Here is a 19568-nt window from a genome sequence, read left to right as displayed (position 1 = left end):
CATTGGCTCGCTGCAATCCAGTAGCGGCGCAGATTATGCCCCAAGAGCCGGGCCCAGAGTTCGCCGGTTGTTTTATCAACGCAATGTGCAAGGGAGCATCAACCAGATGAATGTACGACACCCCTATCGGTCGAGCCTGCAGGTTGCAGCCTTGATGTTGTTGACCACACTGCTGGCCGGTTGCGGCATCAACACGATCCCGACCCTCGACGAACAGGCCAAGGCTGCCTGGGGCCAGGTGCAGAACCAGTACCAGCGCCGCGCCGACTTGATCCCTAATTTGGTGGAAACCGTCAAGGGCTATGCCCAGCACGAACAGGAAACCCTGACGGCGGTGATTGAAGCCCGGGCCAAGGCGACGTCGATCCAGGTGGATGCCAGCACGCTGGACAATCCGGAAAAACTCAAACAGTACCAGCAGGCGCAGGATCAGCTGACCGGCGCGCTGAGCCGGTTGATGGTGGTGTCCGAGCGTTATCCGGACCTCAAGGCCAACCAGAACTTCCTGGCGCTGCAATCGCAACTTGAAGGCACCGAGAACCGCATCGCCGTGGCGCGTCGCGACTTCATCCTCGCCGTGCAAAAATACAACACCGAACTTCGCACCTTCCCCGGTCGCCTGTGGCACACCGTGATGTACAGCGATTTGCCGATCCGCGAAACCTTCGAGGCCACCAGCCCCGGAGCCGAGAAAGCGCCTGAAGTGAAGTTCCAGTAAGCGCCGGACAGAGTTCGACGTGCCACCACGGATGAGGTTGCCAATGCGCGTGTTGAAAGTGGGCCTGGTGCTGTTGTTTTGGGTGTTTGCCCTGGCGGCCCAGGCCGAGTTGAAGTTCCCGGAACTGACCGGACGGGTGGTGGACAACGCCCAAATGATCGAGCCAGCGGTGCGCGAGCAGCTTGTTCAGCAGCTTAATGCCCACGAGAAATCCACCGGCGAGCAGTTGGTGGTGGTCACGTTGCCGGACCTGCAGGGCGCCGACATCGCGGATTTCGGCTATCAACTGGGACGCTACTGGGGTATTGGCCAGAAGGACAAGAACAACGGCGCGTTGCTGATTGTCGCGCGTGCCGAGCGAAAATTGCGGATCGAAGTCGGTTATGGCCTGGAAGATCGCCTGACCGATGCGCAGAGTTCGGTGATTATCAACCAGGTGATCACGCCTGCGTTCAAGGCCGGCAATTTCAGCAAGGGCATCAGCGATGGCGTTTCGGCGATGTTGGTGGTGCTGGGGGGCAATCCGCTGGACGAGCCGTCGACGGTGTATGAGTCGCGTGGCAATCAGGAGAGCGATTTCGTTGCGCGGCATCCGGGGTTATTCGTGTTTCTGGTGTTGCTGTTTATCCTGACAATCTTCGTCGGCCAGATGTTCGGTATTCTGCCAAGTGGAGGGGGTAGAGGCCGTGGCGGTTTCGGTGGTGGAGGTTTTGGCGGCGGTGGCGGGGGCTTCAGTGGCGGTGGGGGCAGTTTCGGCGGCGGCGGTTCGTCGGGCGGCTGGTGATGACACGGCAGGAAACATAACAACAATAGCGAGCAGGCACTCATAAACATGGCATTACTGACTGAACACGAACAACGCAAAGTTGCCGAGGCGATTGCCCGGGTCGAGTGCGACACCGACGCCGAACTGGTGACGGTGCTCGCGGCCCGCGCCGACGATTACGCGTACATCCCGCTGCTGTGGGCCAGCCTGCTGGCGCTGGTGGTGCCGGGTATCGTGCATTACCTGACGGGCTGGCTGACCATGCACAGCCTGTTGCTGGTGCAATGGTTCAGTTTCATTGTGCTGTGCCTGGTGTTCCGGATTCCGAAAGTCACCACGCGCCTGATCCCGCGCTCGGTGCGTCACTGGCGCGCGTCGAACCTGGCGCGTCGGCAGTTCCTGGAGCAAAACCTGCACCACACCGTGGGCAGCACCGGCATGCTGATTTTCGTCTCTGAGGCCGAGCGTTATGTGGAAATCCTGGTGGATGAAGGGATCTCCAAGCGGCTGGACAACAAGAACTGGGACGCCATCGTGGCGGCGTTCACCCAGCAGGTGAAGCAGGGGCAGACGTTGCAAGGCTTTGTGACGTGCATCGAGGCGTGCGGCGAGTTGCTCAAGGTGCATGTGCCGGTGACCCATGTGCGCAATGAGTTGCCGAATCGGTTGGTGGTGTTGAGCTGAATCAAAAAATCGTCCGAACGCGGCCCGAGCCTTCGGCAGCTTTTGTGGCGAGGGAGCTTGCTCCCTCGCCACAGAATCTTTGCCGTTTGGCAAATAACAGTGTTCCTGAACCGCATCCCCCCTAAAATACCCGTCATTCCCCGATTCGCACCGCCCGAGGCCGTTTTTTCCATGTCTGTCACCGCCACTCCCGCCAGCCTCGCGCCGGATCATCACGCCCAGTTCATCGACCTGCTGCAAACCAGCCTCGACGCCAACGCCTTCATCAAACTGGTGCTGGCCAAGTACGTCGGTGGTGAAGCGGATTTGCAGCGGCTGATCATCAAGCAGCTGACGGTCAAGGATCAGCCGTGTCTGTCCTTCGTCTATCGCTACAAGACCCGCGACATCACCAAAAACCTGCCGGTTGCCGAAGGCGTGGCGACCATTGCCGCGCTGTTGCCGACATCGTTCAAAAATGCGCATTTGCTGTCATTGACCGACGAAGCCCAGCTCGAATACAGCAAAAAGGGCAAATCCTCGCTGTTCAAGAGCAAACCCCAGCAATTGCGCGAAGTGCCGTCCGCTGAGCACAACCGTGAGAAGAACCGTTTTCTCGACCTGAGTCGGCCGTTTCTCAAAGACCTCGGCGTGACCAACGCCCAGCATGAACTGATCCCGGCGATGTCGCGCAAGTGGAAGCAGATCAACAAGTTCATCGAAGTCTTCAGTCATGCGCTGACCTCCTCGCCGCTGGCGCTGGACAAACCCGTGCGGGTGGCGGATTTCGGTTCGGGCAAGGGCTACCTGACGTTCGCAATCCATGACTATCTGCGCAACACCTTGAAAGCTGAAGGCGAGGTGACCGGCGTCGAGCTGCGCGAAGACATGGTCAATCTGTGTAACACCGCCGCTGCGAAGCTGGAGCATCCGGGGCTGGTGTTCAAATGCGGTGACGTGCGCAGCGTCGCGCCGAGCGAGCTGGACGTGATGATCGCGTTGCATGCCTGTGACATCGCCACCGACTATGCGATTCACACCGGCATTCGTTCCGGCGCTTCGATCATCATGTGCTCGCCGTGCTGCCACAAGCAGATCCGCCTGCAGATCCAGAGCCCGGCGCTGCTCAAGCCGATGTTGCAATACGGCCTGCACCTGGGCCAACAGGCGGAAATGGTTACTGACAGTTTACGTGCACTGTTTCTGGAAGCTTGCGGTTATGAGACCAAGGTCTTCGAGTTCATCTCACTGGACCACACCAACAAGAACAAGATGATCCTGGCGGTCAAACGCGCTGAGCCGGTGGACCCGGCTCAGCTGTTGGTGAAGATTCAGGAACTGAAGGATTTCTACCACATCAGCGAGCATTGTCTGGAAACATTGCTGCGGGCTGACGGGTACCTCTGATCCTGTGGGAGCGGGCTTGCTCGCAAAGGCGGACTGGCAGCCAACTAAGATGTTGAATGTGATGACGCCTTCGCGAGCAAGCCCGCACACACAGGGGGCTTCACCGCCGTCTTGCGCCCCAACATCACTGTCACAATCACCCCGACCGCAAACAGCCAGGTAATCGGCTCGACGTGCTCACCGAAGAACAGCGCCGAAAACGCGATGGTGAAGAAGATCTGCAGCAACTGGATCTGGCTGACCCGGGCAATGCCACCCATGGCCAGCCCCGCGTACCAGGCAAAGAACCCGATGAATTGTGAAAACAGCGAGACGTAACCAAACGCCCACCAGGTTTTGGCCGAAATCTCGCCCTGGTGTTGCAGCGCCAGGTACACCACCGGCCCGATCAGCAGCGGCGTCGACAACACCAGCGCCCAGCAAATCACCTGCCAGCCGCCCATCTCTTTGGCCAACCGGCCGCCTTCGGCATAACCCAACCCACCCACGGCAATCGCGCCGAGCATCAGCAAATCACCGGCCTGAATGCTGCCGGCGCCGCTGATCAGCGCATAACCGAGCACCAGCGCACTGCCCAACGCGGCGCAGGCCCAGAAGGCTTTTGACGGACGCTCATGGGACAGCCACGCGGCATACAGCGCCACACACAGCGGTTGCAAACCGTTGACCAGTGCGCCGTGAGAGGCGGGCAACGTCTGCATGGCCCAGGCCGACAGCACCGGGAAACCAAGGATGACCCCGGCGATCACCAGCGTCAGGCCTTTGACCTGCTTCCACGTGGGCCATTTTTCACGGTGCCACAACAACAGCAGCGCTGCCGGAATCGCCGCGAACAGCGCACGGCCGAGGCCGTTGAGCAGGGGATGAAGTTCCTGCACGACGATCCGTGTGAAGGGCAGGGTCAGGCTGAAGATAACGACGCCGAGCAGGCCGAGGGCCATGCCGGTGTTTTCGCGCGAGGACATGATGGGTGACCAGAATTCAGGTGGCGGAAAGTTTCTTTATCTAGCCATAAACCGCAGACGCTGCTCTGTTACAGCTAGGCGCAGAGTTATCCGTACAGTTTGCGGACGCCTTCGCGGGCAAGCCGCGCTCCCACAGGTTTTGCACTGACCGCAAGATCGATACAGGACCTGTGGGAGCGTGGCTTGCCCGCGATGAACGATAACGCGGTCCTTCAGGTAGTAGCAGGTTATTACCCACCCCAGCGGATAAGGACTACCTTGAATACTCCTGCAGGCCTACGCATTTTCCAGAGGAGTCCTCCCCATGGCGGCTAAAAAAATTCTGATGCTGGTTGGCGATTACGTCGAAGACTACGAAGTGATGGTGCCATTCCAGGCGTTGCTGATGGTCGGCCATACGGTGCATGCCGTTTGCCCGGACAAAACCGCCGGCCAGACCGTGCGCACAGCGATCCATGACTTCGAAGGCGACCAGACCTACAGCGAAAAACCCGGTCACCTGTTTGCCCTGAACTTCGATTTCGCCAAGGTAGACGCGGCGGACTACGACGCGCTGCTGGTGCCGGGCGGTCGTGCGCCGGAGTACCTGCGCCTGAACGAAAAAGTCCTGGGGCTGGTGCGAGCGTTCGACAAGGCCGGTAAACCGATCGCCGCCGTGTGTCACGGCGCGCAACTGTTGGCCGCGGCGGGCATTCTTGAAGGTCGCGAGTGCAGCGCCTACCCGGCGTGTGCCCCGGAAGTGCGCCTGGCTGGCGGCACGTTCATCGATATCCCGGTGACGGAAGGTCACGTTCAAGGCAATCTGGCCACTGCACCGGCCTGGCCGGCGCACCCGAGTTGGCTGGCCGGTTTCCTCGGGTTGCTGGGCACCAAAATCACGCTGTAACGAGGGACCTGTCCATGTGCGAGCTCTACGTCAAGGCCGATCCGATTCTCTACGAGTCGCGCTCCCGCTCGCTGCGCATCTGCGGGGTGGTCACCACCCTGCGGCTGGAGAATCAGTTCTGGGACATCCTCAGCGAAATCGCCGAGGTCGACGGCATGACCACCAATCAGTTGATCGCCAAGCTGTATGAAGAGGTGATGGACTACCGCGGCGAAGTAGTGAATTTCGCCTCGTTCTTGCGGGTCAGCTGCATGCGTTACCTGAGTCAGCGCCGGGTGCAGACACCCGAGTTATCGGTGGTGCGGGCTGCGGTGAAATAGAGCGGTTTGTACCAACCTTGAGGACGCCTTCGCGGGCAAGCCTCGCTCCCACAGGTTTTGTGTCGGACGCAAATTTGCGGTCAACCGAATCCCTGTAGGAGCGAGGCTTGCCCGCGAAGGGGCCTGTACAGGCGACAGAAATCCTGACTTGGTCTTTACTCTGAAGCGCGAAACCTCTCAATCGCCAAGGAGTAAAAGCATGTCTGGATGGTACGAAGTGAGCAAAACCGGCAACGGTCAATTCAAGTTTGTATTGAAAGCGGCCAATGCCGAAACCATTCTGACCAGCGAGCTGTACACCACGCGCGGTGCGGCCGATGGCGGTATCGCCTCGGTTCAGGCCAACAGCCTGCTGGACGAACGCTACGAGAAAAAAACCACCAAGGATGGTCATCCTTACTTCAACCTGAAGGCCGGTAACCACGAGATCATCGGCAGCAGCGAATCCTACTCATCCGATGCCGCGAGGGATAAAGGCATCGCCAGCGTCAAGGCCAATGGTCCGACCACGGTGATCAAGGACAAGACCTTGCCGGTGCTCTGATCACAATATCCAAGTCCTATGTAAATCCCCTGTGGGAACGGGATTGCCCGCGAAAGCGGTCTGACATTCAATATCTTCGTTGAATGTTAAGTCCCCTTCGCGGGCAAGCCCGCTCCCACAGGGTATGTGTGTACCTGACGATTAGTGCAATGCTTTCAGCAACCCTTGAAGCTGACTGCGACCGGTCTCGCCCAACGGAAACACCGGTAACCGCGGATCGCCCACTTCCAGCCCGGTCATGCGCAAACCGGCCTTGATGGTCGCCGGCAGACCACCCTTGAGGATGAAGTCCAGCAGCGGCAACTGGCGATAGAACAGTTCGCGAGCCCTGCTCAGGTCGTTGGCCAATACGGCTTCGTACAAGTGGAGATTGAGCTGCGGGATCAGGTTCGGCGCCGCCGTGCACCAGCCTTTCGCGCCTGCCGCAAACGCTTCCAGCGCCAACGGATTGCAGCCGTTATAGAAGGGCACCTGACCTTCGCCCAGCAGTTGCAGTTTGTGCATGCGCTGAATATCACCGGTGCTTTCCTTGACCATGGTGACGTTGTCGACGGCGTTGAAAATCCGCAGGATCAGCTCCACCGACATGTCGGTGCCGCTGGTGGCCGGGTTGTTGTAGAGCATGATCGGCACGCCGATGCTCTCGCCAATGGCGCGGTAATGGGTCAGGATTTCTGCCTCGCTGAGTTTCCAGTAGGACGCGGGCAGCACCATCACCACGTCGGCGCCGTGAGCTTCGGCGAAACGCGCGCGGCGCACGGCTTTGGCGGTGGTCAGGTCGGACACACTGACGATGGTCGGGACGCGTTTGGCGACGCGCGCGAGGCTGAATTCGCTGACCTGATCCCATTCTGCGTCGTTCAGGTAAGCACCTTCACCGGTGCTGCCCAACGGGGCGATGGCGTGGACGCCGCTGTCGATCAGGCGATCGATGGAACGCCCGAGGGCGTCGAGATCAACGCCTTCGCCATTGGCGGTGAAGGGGGTGATGGTGTAGCCGATGATGCCGTGAATGTTTGGGGTCGACATAGCGTCTCTCCTTTGAAGAATGAGTGGGGTCAGTTCAGGCAATCGGCGTGTTGGCGCAGGTTCTGCCGTGCGTAGTAGTTGAACGCGGCGGCGTGACGCTTGGGTTTTGAAATCCAGTCATGGGCTTCGCGACCCAGCTCGGGGAGAATCGGTTTGATCACCCCCGCGGCCATGGCCAGCAACTGCAACTTCGCCGCGCGTTCGATCAGTTGCGCAATGACACAGGCCTCTTCAATGGTCGCGCCGGTGGACAACTGACCATGGTGGGAAAGCAGAATCGCCCGCTTGTCGCCCAAGGCTGCGGCAATCAGTTCGCCTTCTTCATTGCCCACCGGAACACCCGGCCAGCCTTGGAGAAACGCACAGTCGTCGTAGAGCGGGCAGAGGTCCATGTGGGAAATCTGTAGCGGCACTTCGAGCATCGACAGCGCCGCGACGTGAGTCGGATGCGTGTGAATGATGCAGTTCACGTCCGGCCGGGCGCGGTACACCCAGCTATGGAAACGGTTGGCCGGGTTGGGCATGCCGTGGCCTTCCAGTACTTCCAGGTCTTCGTTGACCAGCAACAGATTGCCTGCCGTGATCTCGTCGAAACCCAGGCCCAGTTGCTGAGTGTAATAGGTTCCCGGTTGCGGGCCGCGAGCGGTGATTTGCCCGGCCAGGCCTGAATCGTGGCCGTTTTCGAAGAGAATGCGGCAGGTCAGGGCCAGCTTTTGCCGGTCGGTCCACGTATTATCCGCCAGGGTATTTTGCATCTGTGTCAGCGCTTGCTTGACCAGTTGCTCTTTGGGTAGTGCTAATGTCTTGGCCATGTCGGTGTCCTTTGGTTGTTCAATGGACGTCGGGTTTGCTGTTCACTCGTTGCTCGCAAGGTCATGGGTGACTGCAAATGACACAGAAGATGCTATATGACACTTTGTGTCATTCGCAAGAAAAAACCGTTACTCCCTTGATGGATTAATCGCTCTACATGTCTATCCGTTTGAAATTACTTAGAAAAAAGCTCGGCGTGACGCTGGAGGCCCTGGCCGAAAAGTCCGGCATGACCAAGAGCTATCTGTCGAAAGTCGAGCGCGGGTTGAACACCCCGTCGATCGCCGCCGCCCTGAAACTGGCCAAGGCGTTGAACGTGAAGGTCGAGGAATTGTTTTCCGAAGACAACGTCAGCCTCGACAGCTACAGCCTGGTGCGCAGCGACGAACGCCAGTCCCTGGCTGCCAGCGACCAGAGCCCGGGTTATGCGGTGCTGGCCCATCAGGTCAGTGAACGCAACCTGTTGCCGTTCATCATCTACCCGCCGGCAGAGTTCACCGACAAAACCTTCAAGGAACACGTGGGGGAAGAGTTTTTGTTCGTCCACGAGGGGCAGGTGGAAGTGGACTTCATGAACGAGCGCGTGCTGCTCAACCGTGGGGATGCGCTGCACTTCAATGCACAGAAACCGCATCGCCTCCGGTCAGTGGGTGAGGTGCAGGCGCAGTTGTTGGTGGTGGTGCATAGCAGCGAGGAATGAGTCGGCTGGACTGACGCCATCGCGGGCAAGCCCGCTCCCACAGGTTCAGCGTAATCCCTGTGGGAGCGGGCTTGCCCGCGATGGCGTCAGTCGCTTCTCTGCTATACCTCGACCGGTACGGTCAGCTTGGGACTACCAAGCGCATGGGTCTTCGAATCAAAAAACCGCAACGCCACACCCGTCCCTTCGAACACCTTCGCGTAATGCCGCTTCTGATGCTGGATGAACGCCTTGCTGCGCGGGTAAATCGAGATCGCTACGACTTTTGGCTTTGCCTGGCGCAACGCATGAGCGATGTGACTGTCCTGCTCGCCAAGGGCATGCCCGAAGATGCACAACCCGTCGCCATGGCCCAGTAACTGGTCGTAGCAGAACGACAGGTAATCCGAACTGCGAATGGTCTTGAGTTTGTCCTGCGCCGGGCCTTCGTTGACGAACAGCGGCACGTCGTCGAGGGTCTTGATCGTATTGTTGATAGCGAAGTTGCCGAGCAACGTCCCTTCGGTCGACATCAATTTTCGTGCCGTGCCGTCCTGATTGCGCACCAGATGCAGGCCGCCGTGCAGGTACAGCAAACGCGGTTTGTCGGTGGCGCTGGCGCTCAGATCGAAGCCGGGTTCGGCACCCTGGAACAGGTCGGTAACGACGTCCGGCCGATGCTGGATCGCCCAGTAGCTGAGCAAGTCGTAGTTGGTGGTGAACACCGTCCGATAGCTGCCCAGTTCCTGATTGATCGTCGCCAGCGTCGAAGGCTTCACCAGCCGCCACGGGATGTGCACCGCGTGCACGGTGTTGATCAGCGCTTCCTTGATCGCGTAGTAACGATTGCGCGGTGCTGCGGAGCTGACAGCCAGGGCTTTGTTGACTCGGCTGGTGGTTTTCAGCGCGCCGAGAACCTGCTCGAAACTGCGCGTCTGCATCGCGTCGAACACGCTCAGCTCGGACTGGCTCAGCGGTTTTTCTTCGACGGTGCGGGCATTTTCGAACAGCGAGTCGTAGCCGAAGTCGTCCCACACGGCGCGGCTGGCGCCGTTACCCACCAGCAGGCCGCCGAACGAGGCGGTGGTGCGCAAGGCGTTCCAGTCTTCAAGTTGGGCATCGACATCCTGGAAATCGGTCATTGCGTTTGTCGTCTCGAAGCAAAAGGTCTGATGGACGGCGACTTTATCACGCCCGGGCGTTGAGCCAGATCAACATACCGCGTGACTGATCGGTCGACCCTGTGCGCACCCGCCGAATCGGCATTGCCGATTCGGTTTCAGCCAGGAGACTCGCGCATGAGCAGTACGTTTTTCATCCCCGCCGTGAACATCATGGGCACCGGTTGCCTCGACGAAGCCATGGACGCCATTGGCAAGTATGGTTTTCGCAAGGCGCTGATTGTCACTGACGCCGGGCTGGCCAAGGCTGGCGTGGCATCGAGGATTGCCGAGAAACTGGCGTTGCAGGACATCGACTCGGTGATCTTCGACGGCGCCAAGCCGAATCCGAGCATCGCCAACGTCGAGCACGGCCTGGGCCTGCTCAAGGAAAGTCGCTGTGATTTCGTGGTGTCTCTGGGCGGCGGTTCGCCTCACGACTGCGCCAAGGGTATCGCCTTGTGCGCCACAAACGGTGGGACGATCCGTGACTACGAAGGTGTCGATCGGTCAGCCAAACCCCAGCTACCGTTGATCGCGATCAACACCACCGCCGGCACTGCCAGCGAGATGACCCGTTTTTGCATCATCACGGATGAATCGCGCCACGTAAAAATGGCCATCGTCGACCGCAATGTTACGCCGCTGCTGTCAGTCAACGACCCGGAACTGATGGTCGCCATGCCCAAGGGCCTGACCGCCGCCACCGGCATGGACGCATTGACCCATGCCGTCGAAGCCTACGTCTCCACGGCAGCCAACCCGATTACCGATGCCTGTGCGCTGAAAGCCATCACATTGATCAGCGACAACCTGCGCCAAGCCGTGCAGGACGGCAGTGACATGATCGCGCGGGAAAACATGGCCTACGCGCAATTTATGGCGGGCATGGCGTTCAACAATGCGTCCCTGGGCTACGTTCACGCGATGGCCCATCAGTTAGGCGGGTTCTACGACTTGCCCCATGGTGTGTGTAACGCGGTGCTGCTACCTCACGTGCAGAGCTTCAACGCGCTGGTGTGCGCCCCTCGCCTGACCGACGTTGCCCACGCGATGGGGGCTGACATTCGCGGGCTCAGTCCGGAAGAGGGCGCGCAGGCGGCGATCGCGGCGATCCGCAGCCTGGCAAGGGATGTGGACATTCCTGCCGGTTTGCGTGAGCTCGGTGCCAGGCTCAATGACATTCCGGTTCTGGCCAGCAATGCGCTGAAAGACGCCTGCGGACTGACCAATCCGCGGGCGGCGGATCAGCGGCAGATCGAGGAGATTTTCCGCAGCGCGTTCTAAGCGGTTCGACGGCCGGGCGCGAGCACTACGCAAAGCAACGCGCCCAAGGCCAGTAAGGTGCATAACAGCGACAAAGGCCATGCCTGCTGGCTGGCGATCAGGCTGGCGATACCGCCGATAACGGCGGCCATCAGTTGATGAATGAAACCGCTCAACGCCATCGCATAAGCACCGCCGACCGGCGAACCGTGGTTGGCCAGGGACAAGCTGATCGGGTAAATAAGCGATTGGCCGAATACTGCAAAACAATAGGGCAACCAGAACAGCAGCGTGATAGACGTGCCTGCGAGGCTACCCAGCAACATGACTGTGCTGCCGGCCAGTATCAGCCCGACGCCCGCCGTCATCAGCCATTGCTGACCGGTATGCAGTACGAAGCGATTGACCGCCACGGCCCCGAGAAAGTACGCCGCGCTGATGGGCCAGCCCAACAAGCCGTATTCCACTGCCGACCACTTGAAGGCGCCTTGCAGAATCAGCGGCGCAGCGGTGTTGAACGCGACAATCACCCCATACCCCAAGCCACCGGCGAGGGCCGGTAACAGGAAGGCCCGATGACGCAGAATGTGCCCGTAGCTCGTCCAGGCGGATGATGGTGTGTTCTCTTCTGCCAGCATCGGGAACGTGACCCGCGCCACCACCAGCGCCATCAACAGGCTCACACCACCCAATAAGTAGAAAATCGCTGACCAGCCCAGTGTCACCTGGATGATCGACCCTATGTATTGACCGATACCCAGCGCCACCACAAAGGAAATCGATATCCAGGACAACGCCTTGGCCAGCAGATCGCCGCGAAAACTGTCGCGGATCAGCACCCGGGCCATGACTGAAATCCCGCTGGCGCCAATCCCCTGAACCAGGCGAAAAACCAGGAACGATTCAAGCGTATGACCCAGGGGCAGGGCCAGGTTGCCCAGCCCATAGAGGCCGAGCGCCGCGAGCAACACCGGCTTGCGGCCAATGCGCTGGCCCAGGCTGCCCCAGAACAGCATCGGCAGCGCCATGCCGATCAGATATACCGCCAACCCCCATGAAACCTGTGAGGCATCTGCGGACAGATCCCGGGCAATATCCGGCAGCGCCGACAGATAAATGCTCATGCCCAATTGGGCGAGAAAAACCGTACAGCAGGTGATCAGGAGGGTGGTGCTGCTCTTCATTTAATCTTCCCTGTTTTTCAGCCGCCGATGTCCCGGCCGTGAGCACGTAAAAGCTCGGTGATGAGTCCACAGAAATGGCGGATCAGCGTCGTCCCCATGTCGGCGCGCAGGGTGATTCTGATGGCTGCCTTGCCTTGTGCAACCACCGGGGAAAAGACTGCCGAGGTGAAGAATCCGTGATTGGCCAGTTCAATGGCGATGTTGTTGGCCAGCGATGCCTCACCGCAATTGACCAGTCGAATCGCCATGTTGCTGTTGTGTTGTCCGGTTCGTATGAGGCTGTCGAAGAGGCGGATATTAACCTGAAGCTTTTCCTGCAACGCGGCGAATTCCAGGGTGTGGTGTAACTGGATGGATGCCCGGCCCGCGCCAATGGCTGCACTGTTCAGGCTTTGCGACCAGTTGCTGGGGCCACCGTAACGCGCAATGAGCTTCTTCTGCCGTTCGCTGCCCAGCATCACCAGACCGCCGCTGGCGCCGAACGACTTGGCCAGCGAGGCGACGATGAGGCAGTCATCATCCAGGGTATGCAGCCTGGGACGCACAAGACCGGCGCCGAATGTTCCTACAGCGGAAAGTGCGTGGGAGTCGTCCAGATAGAGAAACAGCCCATAGCGGTCCTTCAGATACAAAAGGCTGTCCATGTCCGCAACCCCGCCCATGCTGTAGGCGCCATCGGCGATATACGCGACCCTGGTGTGCCGTTGACACAGCGTCTCGAGAAAATCCATGTCGTTATGCGGGCACGTCACGACCTTCGTTTCATCGGCACAGGCGGCTTTGAGGTGATTCATCGAGTAGTGCGCCAATCGGTCGAAAGCCATCACTGGAGGGCGATTTTCCGTAAATACGCCGCTGGCCAGCAGCGGCAGGATCCCGGCACTCGCCGCACTGCACGACAGAGTGCTCAGGCAACTGGCGCCGAACAACTCGGACAGTTCGGTTTCGTATTGGTCCAGAATCGCCAGCTTGCAGCGATTCTTGGAATTGGCGATGCGAAGTGTGCCGGTTTCCCACAGCGTGGTCATGGCGCCGTCGAGAATATCGGGATGGTGATCCAGACCCAGGTATGACGTCGTACAGAAATGATGAAATGCTCGCCCGTACTGATCGAGCATGCGGTTGGCACTTTTTATCTCAACGTTGAGCCCCGCGATTTTTCCGGTTTCGGCGGTCTCCCAATCATGATCAGCCAATGAAACGAGTTTGCGGTAGTTGGTGAAGGTGTGCGCCGTGTACGGTATCTGGTTCATGTGCGAGTGACATTCCTTGAGTGAATCTATCCGTGGGTTTGTTGCAGTTTGTGTGTGTTGCCAGACTTTACAGAGAGACCCGATGGGCTTTGAATCGGCTGTTTCCGGTAGTACTGCGAGTTGTAAGAGAATGAGTTGTAGGGCGATGCCCCGGAGTGTTGTGGGTCATTGGATGGCGGGCACGAATCGAATCCGGGCTACCCTGCCGACTCAGTCGAACCGAAATCATCGAGCCCAGCCATGGTGCAAAAATAGTTACTGTGGGAGCGGGCTTGCTCGCGAAGACTGACTCGCAGCCCAACAACGCCCCAGTGGCTTTATGCTCAAGGATGTTTAAGCTGTACTCTCCGTTCGCACCCCGCCCAGAGCAACTCAAGGTTACTGGATCGATGCTAACCGGCCTCAACCACCTGACCCTCGCCGTCACCGACCTGAACCGCAGCGTGGCGTTCTATCGCGATCTGCTGCAGCTTCAGCTTGAAGCCACTTGGGACACCGGCGCCTATCTCTCGCTACCCGGCCTTTGGCTATGCCTTTCTCTCGATCCACTGCGCGAATCTTCACCCGCCGCCGACTATACCCATTACGCCTTTAGCCTCGATGCTGCGGATTTCCCAGTGTTCGTCGAACATCTGCGATCCGCCAACGTGCAGGAATGGCGGGACAACCGCAGCGAAGGCGCATCGTTCTATTTTCTGGACCCGGACGGGCACAAGCTTGAGGTGCATGTCGGGGATCTGGCGTCGCGGTTGGCGGCATGTCGGCAACGGCCGTATGCGGGGATGAAGTTCTTCGACGATCAGTGAGTCGATGCTCGGGGTCCTGAGATAGACTTGCGTCCATTCATCCGGCGTTTCAACAGGAATTCCCATGACCCCATCGCTGCTAATGGCCGTTCTCGCCTCGGGCTTCATTTATGGCATTACGCCGGGACCGGGTGTGCTGGCGGTGTTTGGCATCGGCGCATCGCGTGGGCGGCGGGCGGGAGCGGGGTTTTTGTGCGGGCATTTGCTGGGCGACGTGGTCTGGTGCAGTACGGCGCTGATCGCGATTGTCGGTGCGCGGGAAATCGGCAGCACGGCGTTCGATGTGCTGGGCGTATTCAGTGGCCTCTACCTGTTCTGGCTGGGCCTGCGCGCGGTGCGGGCTCGTCGCGGCAGTGCCGAAGCACCTCAAGGCCCGACGCGGCAGCCGTTCTGGCACGGCATCCTGTTCGGCCTGACCAACCCCAAGGCTTATCCGGTGGCGGTGGCGACCTTTACTGCACTCTTGTCCAGCCGTGCAGAGTTGCTGCAATGGTCAATGTTGCCCTGGTTGATCATCTTGAGCTTCATTGGTGGCCTTTTGGCCTACGCTATTCTCATTGGCATCGTCGGTGCGCGTCAGGTGCGCACGTTGTATCAGCGTCATGAACTGGCGATCACTCGTTTGTGCGGCGTAATGTTCATCGGTTTTGCCATCAACGCCCTGGTGCATGCGCTGCCGGGGCTGGTGACGAACAAGGCTTGAGGCTGATCGCAAGGAAGCGTCGGCTGCACAGTCATCGCTCGGGCGTATGACCGGTCAGGGAAGGTTGTTCAATGTTGCATTGTCCGGACACGCTCTCGGCATCATGGAAAGTAGTAATTCCGCGCCACTGGCGAGCTACATCGACCTCTTGCTGGACGCCGTCTGTGCGGTGGACAAACAAGGTCGTTTCGTATTTGTCAGCGCTGCCTGCGAGCGCATTTTCGGTTACACCCCCGACGAGCTGATCGGCCTGCCGATGATAGATCTGGTACACCCCGCCGACCGACAGCGCACCCTCGACGCCGCGCGGGAAATCATGGGGGGCGAGCCCAAGCTCAACTTTGAAAATCGTTACCTGCGCAAGGACGGCCGGGTAGCGCACATTCTCTGGTCTGCGCGCTGGTCGGAAGTCGACCAATTGCGCATTGCCGTGGCCCACGACATCACCGAGCGCAAACAGGCCGAGTCTCGGCAGGCGGCGCTGTATGCAATCTCCGAGGCGGCCCACGCGGCGGAAGATCTGCTGGCGCTGTTCAAATGCATCCATTCGATCATCGGCGAATGGCTCCCGGCGTTGAATTTCTCCGTGGCGCTGTATGACGAGCACTGCGCGCAGCTGAACTTTCCCTATCACGTCGACGACCTTGAACTGCAACCCGAGGAGCCCGGGACTGTGACTGGGCGTCTTTGCAGTGAAGTCATTCGCAGCGGCTTGCCGATTCTGCTGACGCCGGATCAGGACAATCCGCCGGCGGGGTTTGCGGCACTGGTCGCGGGCCAGGATTCACCCTGCTGGCTGGGCGTGCCATTGAGTTCGCAGAACGGCACCATTGGTGCGCTGATCGTCAAAAGCGTACCCGGCGGCGAGCGTTACACCGAGCAAGACAAGGAATTGCTGCAGTATGTTTGCGCGCAGGTCGCGACCGCTATCGAGCGCAAGCAATTGCATGCCCGGCTCCAGCGCATGGCCCAGTACGACCAATTGACTCAGTTACCCAATCGCGAATTGCTGCGCGAACGCCTCAAAGCCTCGCTGGCGCTGGCCCGAACAGATTCCGGTCGAATGGCGTTGCTCTACGTCGACCTCGACCGCTTCAAGCAAGTCAACGACACCCTCGGTCATGCGGTTGGCGACATGCTGTTGCAAGCGGTCGCCAATCGGCTCAAAGGCTGCGTGCGCGAAACCGACACCGTAGCGCGTATCGGCGGTGATGAATTTGTCGTGTTGTTGCACAGTATCCACGCCGCGGAGGATGCCGAGAGTGTGGCGGGAAAGATCCGACAGGTACTGGCTCAGCCCCTGCGTCTGGACGGGCATAACCTGAGCATCCAACCGAGTATCGGTGTCGCGCGATACCCCGAGCATGGCACTGAAGAAAACCAGCTGTTCAGGCATGCCGATGAGGCGATGTACCGCGCCAAGCGCCAGCATCATCTGCGTCTTGGGGCCTGAAAGCCCGTCACCGTTCGTCGCAGCGTTGCCAGGTTTTTTAAACCTTTTTGATGATGGAAATTCTTATTCTATGCGGGCGGCTGCTCGCTGCTCTCATCATCAAGAGGATGAAAACCATGCCTACTTCAAAAAATCCGAGTTCGGGAAGTGCCCATGATCGAACGAAGGCGTCTGAAGCCGGTCGCAAAGGTGGGAAAACCACCACGACGACCGTTGATAAAGACTCCGCGAAAGGCGGCATGGGCCGCAAAGGTGGTCAGAAATCCCGGTAAGAGTGAAGGTGGTTTTATTAAAAGACGGGGGCGCAAGCTCCCGTTTGAATTTTCAAAGAAGGAGGGCGCGACCATGAGCCGGATGGCCACCCGTTTACGCAATGCCAGTTTTGTCACGTTACTGGGGCTGTTTGCCAGCAGTGCCTTTGCCCAGTCAGCCGCCGAATTCATCAACGAAGCGTCGGCCAAAGGCATGGCCGACATCGAAGCCAGTCGCCTGGCGCACCAGAAAACCGAGTCCAAAGAGGTCAAGGATTACACCATCGTGGTGATTAACGACCTCACCACCGCCAATCAGCATCTGGCGAAAATTGCCAAGCAACTCGATTTACCGGTCGCACCCCGCGAAGAGGTGATGGACAAGGCCAAAGCCTTGATTCCGGAAGTGAAGGAGGATGCGTCGTTCGATCAGGCGTACGCCGCCAGTCAGGTGAAAACCACCCAAGAGACCATCGAGCAGCTTCAACAACAAGCGCAGACCACGGACGTGCCGCAAATCAAAGCGTTCGCCGAAGAAACCTTGCCCAAACTGCAAAACCATCTGCAAATGGCCAGAGAGCTGCAAGCCAGTCGTTAGCACCCATGGCGCGGGTGACGTCACCGGTCACCCGCGGGGCATGGATCAATTCATTCATCCTGTTTTTTTGTTTCCGGGACGACAGTGCCGTCCAGGGGAATCGTTTCGCCCTCGCCGAGGTGGCGATATTTCTTTCTCAATTCTTCCAACTGTTTGAGATCGAGCGATTCGAGCCCCAGCATCGCGTTCTGCGCTTCTTTCGTTACTCGCAATAACTCATCGATCTTCAAGTGCAAAATGTCCGTGTCGCGGTTCTGGGTGTTCTGGATCAGGAACACCATCAGGAAGGTGATGATGGTGGTCGAGGTGTTGATGATCAGTTGCCAGGTATCGTTGAAATGGAAAATCGGCCCGCTCAAACCCCACAGGATAATCAGAACGATCGCCCCCAGAAATGTCCGGGGCTGGCCGGCCCACAGGGAGAGTTTCTGTGCAATTTCTGCGAATTTCATTGCCGTGTTCCTTATAGGGATGCGCCTGATTTTCAGACAGCACGGGCATAACGAAAATTCTGCTGAATATTGCCTGCGGGATGAAACGCCAGTGCGCTGAACCCTCTGTCAGTGCTCATCGCTCGGGGTCGAGAAAGTCGCAACCATTTCCACCGACATGGGTCACTACTTCAAGCCCCTGAAACTGGAGAACAGCATGAACCTCGCCCGCACGTTTTACCTTTGTTGCTGCCTGCTTGCGTTGCAGGGCTGCTTCGATAACTCGGATAACGAGACTAAAGACAACACCGATGGGACCAAGTCTTCGGTGCAGATGCAGGAGAAGGGGGCGGATAAGCAGTGAATGACTGGCCTGTGAGTTAATCGCTCGCGCACTTCATAGGAATGTGGCTTATGCCTTGGTGCGTCTGGAATCTTTGATTGGAATCTTTCTTTGTGCCGGTTTGTGTCTAGTATCAAATGGCAGTCAATTTGCCAGCATGCAAACACACGGATCGAAACCAAGTAAGAGGTCACTCATGGAATTCTTTGAGAAGTTAGCAAGCCTAGCCGCCAAGGTTCGTTTGCAAAGCGCTGCAATTCAGACGGAGGAGGCGACCAAGAATGCTTTCGTTATGCCCTTCATCAGTACGGTGCTGGGCTACGATGTCTTTGATCCGAGTGAGGTGACTCCAGAATTCGTTTGCGATATCGGAACGAAAAAAGGAGAAAAAATTGACTACGCGATCATGAAGGAAGGAGAGGTACAGATCCTCATCGAATGCAAAAAAATAGGCGAGTCGCTGCACATCAATCATGCCTCCCAGCTGTTTCGCTATTTCCATGTCACCAGCGCTCGAATCTCTATCCTCACCAATGGCCAGGTTTATAAATTCTTCACCGACCTGGATGCGCCCAACAAGATGGATGAGAAACCGTTTCTTGAACTCGATCTTCTGGATATCGATGAGTACTCCGTCCCCGAACTGATCAAGCTCACCAAGTCTGCATTCGACGTGGATTCGATTATCAATGCTGCAGGTGAACTGAAATACGTCAGTCAGATCAAAAAGGTTATCGCCTCGCAGGTCATCAAACCTGATGACGACTTCGTAAAAGTCTTCGCCTCCCGAGTGTACGACGGGGTCATAACTCAGAAAGTCCGCGAGCAGTTCCACGAACTGACGAGAAAAGCAGTCGTGCAGTTTCTCAATGATCAGATCAATGACCGACTCAAATCAGCTATGAGTGGTGCCATTCAGCCTGCGCTGGCATCGAGATCGGTTCCTGCCGGCGGCAGTGATCCGACAGATCAGCGTGACGAATCAGAGGATAAGGTGCTGACGACCCTGGAAGAATTGGAGGGTTATCACATTGTCCGTGCGGTGGTTCGTTCGGTTGTGGACGCTAAACGGATAGTACAGCGCGATACGCAAAGCTATTTTGGGATCTTGCTCGATGACAACAATCGCAAGCCGATTTGTCGCCTTCATTTCAATCGTTCACAAAAGTACATTGGGATTTTTGACGAAGAAAAGAATGAAACCCGGCATCCGATTGGCTCTGTTGATGAGATTTACGATTATTCGGATCACTTGAAGAAGACAGTTGGATACTACGACTAGCCGTGTTGGGTAAACGGCAAAAAAAAGAACCGGCCTCTTGAGGCCGGT

Annotated in this window: 23 protein-coding genes; 16 read left to right on the top strand and 7 right to left on the bottom strand. The window is 58.2% G+C overall.

The window, feature by feature from the left end:
• The first annotated feature begins 106 nt into the window (after nt 1–106).
• The 4 genes from PSH65_RS25295 (at nt 107) to PSH65_RS25280 (ending at nt 3554) form a co-directional block, all read left to right on the top strand.
• Nucleotides 107–718 (top strand): LemA family protein, encoded by a 612-nt coding sequence (locus PSH65_RS25295; RefSeq protein WP_305423039.1) that lies wholly within the window; start codon nt 107–109, stop codon nt 716–718.
• Between the two features lie 43 nt (nt 719–761).
• On the top strand, nt 762–1502 hold the full coding sequence (locus tag PSH65_RS25290; RefSeq protein WP_305423038.1) for a YgcG family protein: 741 nt from the start codon (nt 762–764) through the stop codon (nt 1500–1502).
• 48 nt (nt 1503–1550) lie between these two features.
• Nucleotides 1551–2168: a TPM domain-containing protein gene (locus PSH65_RS25285; protein ID WP_305423037.1), complete on the top strand. Its 618-nt coding sequence runs from the start codon at nt 1551–1553 to the stop codon at nt 2166–2168.
• A gap of 171 nt (nt 2169–2339) precedes the next feature.
• Nucleotides 2340–3554, top strand: a complete 1215-nt coding sequence (locus PSH65_RS25280) for an SAM-dependent methyltransferase (RefSeq protein ID WP_305423036.1) — start codon at nt 2340–2342, stop codon at nt 3552–3554.
• Between the two features lie 44 nt (nt 3555–3598).
• Here PSH65_RS25280 and PSH65_RS25275 read toward each other — a convergent pair whose 3' ends face one another.
• Nucleotides 3599–4519: a DMT family transporter gene (locus PSH65_RS25275; RefSeq protein WP_305423035.1), complete on the bottom strand. Its 921-nt coding sequence runs from the start codon at nt 4517–4519 to the stop codon at nt 3599–3601.
• Nucleotides 4520–4823: 304 nt separating this feature from the next.
• On the opposite strand from PSH65_RS25275, the gene PSH65_RS25270 reads away from it, so the two are divergent.
• The 3 genes from PSH65_RS25270 (at nt 4824) to PSH65_RS25260 (ending at nt 6269) form a co-directional block, all read left to right on the top strand.
• Nucleotides 4824–5405, top strand: a complete 582-nt coding sequence (locus PSH65_RS25270; RefSeq protein ID WP_305423034.1) for a DJ-1/PfpI family protein — start codon at nt 4824–4826, stop codon at nt 5403–5405.
• Nucleotides 5406–5419: 14 nt separating this feature from the next.
• A complete protein-coding gene (locus PSH65_RS25265) occupies nt 5420–5725 on the top strand; it encodes a ribbon-helix-helix domain-containing protein (RefSeq protein ID WP_007903755.1) in 306 nt (101 codons plus the stop codon).
• Between the two features lie 199 nt (nt 5726–5924).
• Nucleotides 5925–6269, top strand: coding sequence for a YegP family protein (locus PSH65_RS25260; protein WP_305423032.1), 345 nt, complete (start codon nt 5925–5927; stop codon nt 6267–6269).
• A gap of 141 nt (nt 6270–6410) precedes the next feature.
• Here PSH65_RS25260 and PSH65_RS25255 read toward each other — a convergent pair whose 3' ends face one another.
• A complete protein-coding gene (locus PSH65_RS25255; RefSeq protein WP_305423031.1) occupies nt 6411–7298 on the bottom strand; it encodes a dihydrodipicolinate synthase family protein in 888 nt (295 codons plus the stop codon).
• Nucleotides 7299–7327: 29 nt separating this feature from the next.
• Nucleotides 7328–8110, bottom strand: a complete 783-nt coding sequence (locus PSH65_RS25250) for an aldolase (RefSeq protein ID WP_305423030.1) — start codon at nt 8108–8110, stop codon at nt 7328–7330.
• Between the two features lie 158 nt (nt 8111–8268).
• Between PSH65_RS25250 and PSH65_RS25245 the strand changes: the two genes are divergently transcribed.
• Nucleotides 8269–8811: a helix-turn-helix domain-containing protein gene (locus tag PSH65_RS25245; protein WP_305423029.1), complete on the top strand. Its 543-nt coding sequence runs from the start codon at nt 8269–8271 to the stop codon at nt 8809–8811.
• Between the two features lie 101 nt (nt 8812–8912).
• On the opposite strand, the gene PSH65_RS25240 is transcribed toward PSH65_RS25245, so the two are convergent.
• The gene (locus PSH65_RS25240) at nt 8913–9932 is read right to left on the bottom strand and encodes a DUF4917 family protein (RefSeq protein ID WP_305423028.1); all 1020 of its coding nucleotides are present in this window, start codon (nt 9930–9932) and stop codon (nt 8913–8915) included.
• 156 nt (nt 9933–10088) lie between these two features.
• Here PSH65_RS25240 and yiaY point away from each other — a divergent pair, with 156 nt between their 5' ends.
• Nucleotides 10089–11237: an L-threonine dehydrogenase gene (yiaY, locus tag PSH65_RS25235; protein WP_019580882.1), complete on the top strand. Its 1149-nt coding sequence runs from the start codon at nt 10089–10091 to the stop codon at nt 11235–11237.
• Here the strand turns inward: yiaY and PSH65_RS25230 are convergent.
• Both PSH65_RS25230 and PSH65_RS25225 read right to left on the bottom strand, forming a co-directional pair.
• Nucleotides 11234–12400, bottom strand: coding sequence for an MFS transporter (locus PSH65_RS25230; protein ID WP_305423027.1), 1167 nt, complete (start codon nt 12398–12400; stop codon nt 11234–11236). The two genes, yiaY and PSH65_RS25230, sit on opposite strands and share 4 nt — an antisense overlap.
• Before the next feature lie 17 nt (nt 12401–12417).
• Nucleotides 12418–13653, bottom strand: a complete 1236-nt coding sequence (locus PSH65_RS25225) for an aminotransferase class I/II-fold pyridoxal phosphate-dependent enzyme (RefSeq protein ID WP_305423026.1) — start codon at nt 13651–13653, stop codon at nt 12418–12420.
• A gap of 389 nt (nt 13654–14042) precedes the next feature.
• Between PSH65_RS25225 and fos the strand changes: the two genes are divergently transcribed.
• The 5 genes from fos to PSH65_RS25200 all read left to right on the top strand — a co-directional run bounded on the left by fos (nt 14043) and on the right by PSH65_RS25200 (nt 17464).
• Nucleotides 14043–14459, top strand: coding sequence for a fosfomycin resistance glutathione transferase (fos, locus tag PSH65_RS25220; RefSeq protein WP_305423025.1), 417 nt, complete (start codon nt 14043–14045; stop codon nt 14457–14459).
• Between the two features lie 64 nt (nt 14460–14523).
• A complete protein-coding gene (locus PSH65_RS25215) occupies nt 14524–15162 on the top strand; it encodes a LysE family translocator (protein ID WP_305423024.1) in 639 nt (212 codons plus the stop codon).
• A 103-nt stretch (nt 15163–15265) separates the two neighbouring features.
• Nucleotides 15266–16615, top strand: coding sequence for a diguanylate cyclase domain-containing protein (locus PSH65_RS25210; protein WP_305423023.1), 1350 nt, complete (start codon nt 15266–15268; stop codon nt 16613–16615).
• Nucleotides 16616–16731: 116 nt separating this feature from the next.
• Nucleotides 16732–16887 (top strand): KGG domain-containing protein, encoded by a 156-nt coding sequence (locus PSH65_RS25205; protein ID WP_305423021.1) that lies wholly within the window; start codon nt 16732–16734, stop codon nt 16885–16887.
• A gap of 73 nt (nt 16888–16960) precedes the next feature.
• On the top strand, nt 16961–17464 hold the full coding sequence (locus PSH65_RS25200; protein ID WP_305423020.1) for a DUF4142 domain-containing protein: 504 nt from the start codon (nt 16961–16963) through the stop codon (nt 17462–17464).
• Between the two features lie 50 nt (nt 17465–17514).
• Here the strand turns inward: PSH65_RS25200 and PSH65_RS25195 are convergent, their stop codons facing one another.
• Nucleotides 17515–17916 (bottom strand): low affinity iron permease family protein, encoded by a 402-nt coding sequence (locus tag PSH65_RS25195; RefSeq protein WP_305423018.1) that lies wholly within the window; start codon nt 17914–17916, stop codon nt 17515–17517.
• 196 nt (nt 17917–18112) lie between these two features.
• On the opposite strand from PSH65_RS25195, the gene PSH65_RS25190 reads away from it, so the two are divergent.
• Together PSH65_RS25190 and PSH65_RS25185 are read left to right on the top strand one after the other, a co-directional pair.
• Complete coding sequence (locus tag PSH65_RS25190; RefSeq protein WP_174160262.1) at nt 18113–18259, top strand: hypothetical protein; 147 nt, start codon at nt 18113–18115, stop codon at nt 18257–18259.
• Between the two features lie 175 nt (nt 18260–18434).
• The gene (locus PSH65_RS25185; RefSeq protein ID WP_123360466.1) at nt 18435–19520 is read left to right on the top strand and encodes a type I restriction endonuclease; all 1086 of its coding nucleotides are present in this window, start codon (nt 18435–18437) and stop codon (nt 19518–19520) included.
• Nucleotides 19521–19568 lie beyond the last annotated feature (48 nt).

This window comes from Pseudomonas sp. FP603 (assembly GCF_030687415.1).
GTDB lineage: Bacteria > Pseudomonadota > Gammaproteobacteria > Pseudomonadales > Pseudomonadaceae > Aquipseudomonas > Aquipseudomonas wuhanensis.
The sequence above is the reverse complement of the archived record's forward strand: the minus strand, read 5'-3'. Positions and strand labels throughout refer to the sequence as shown.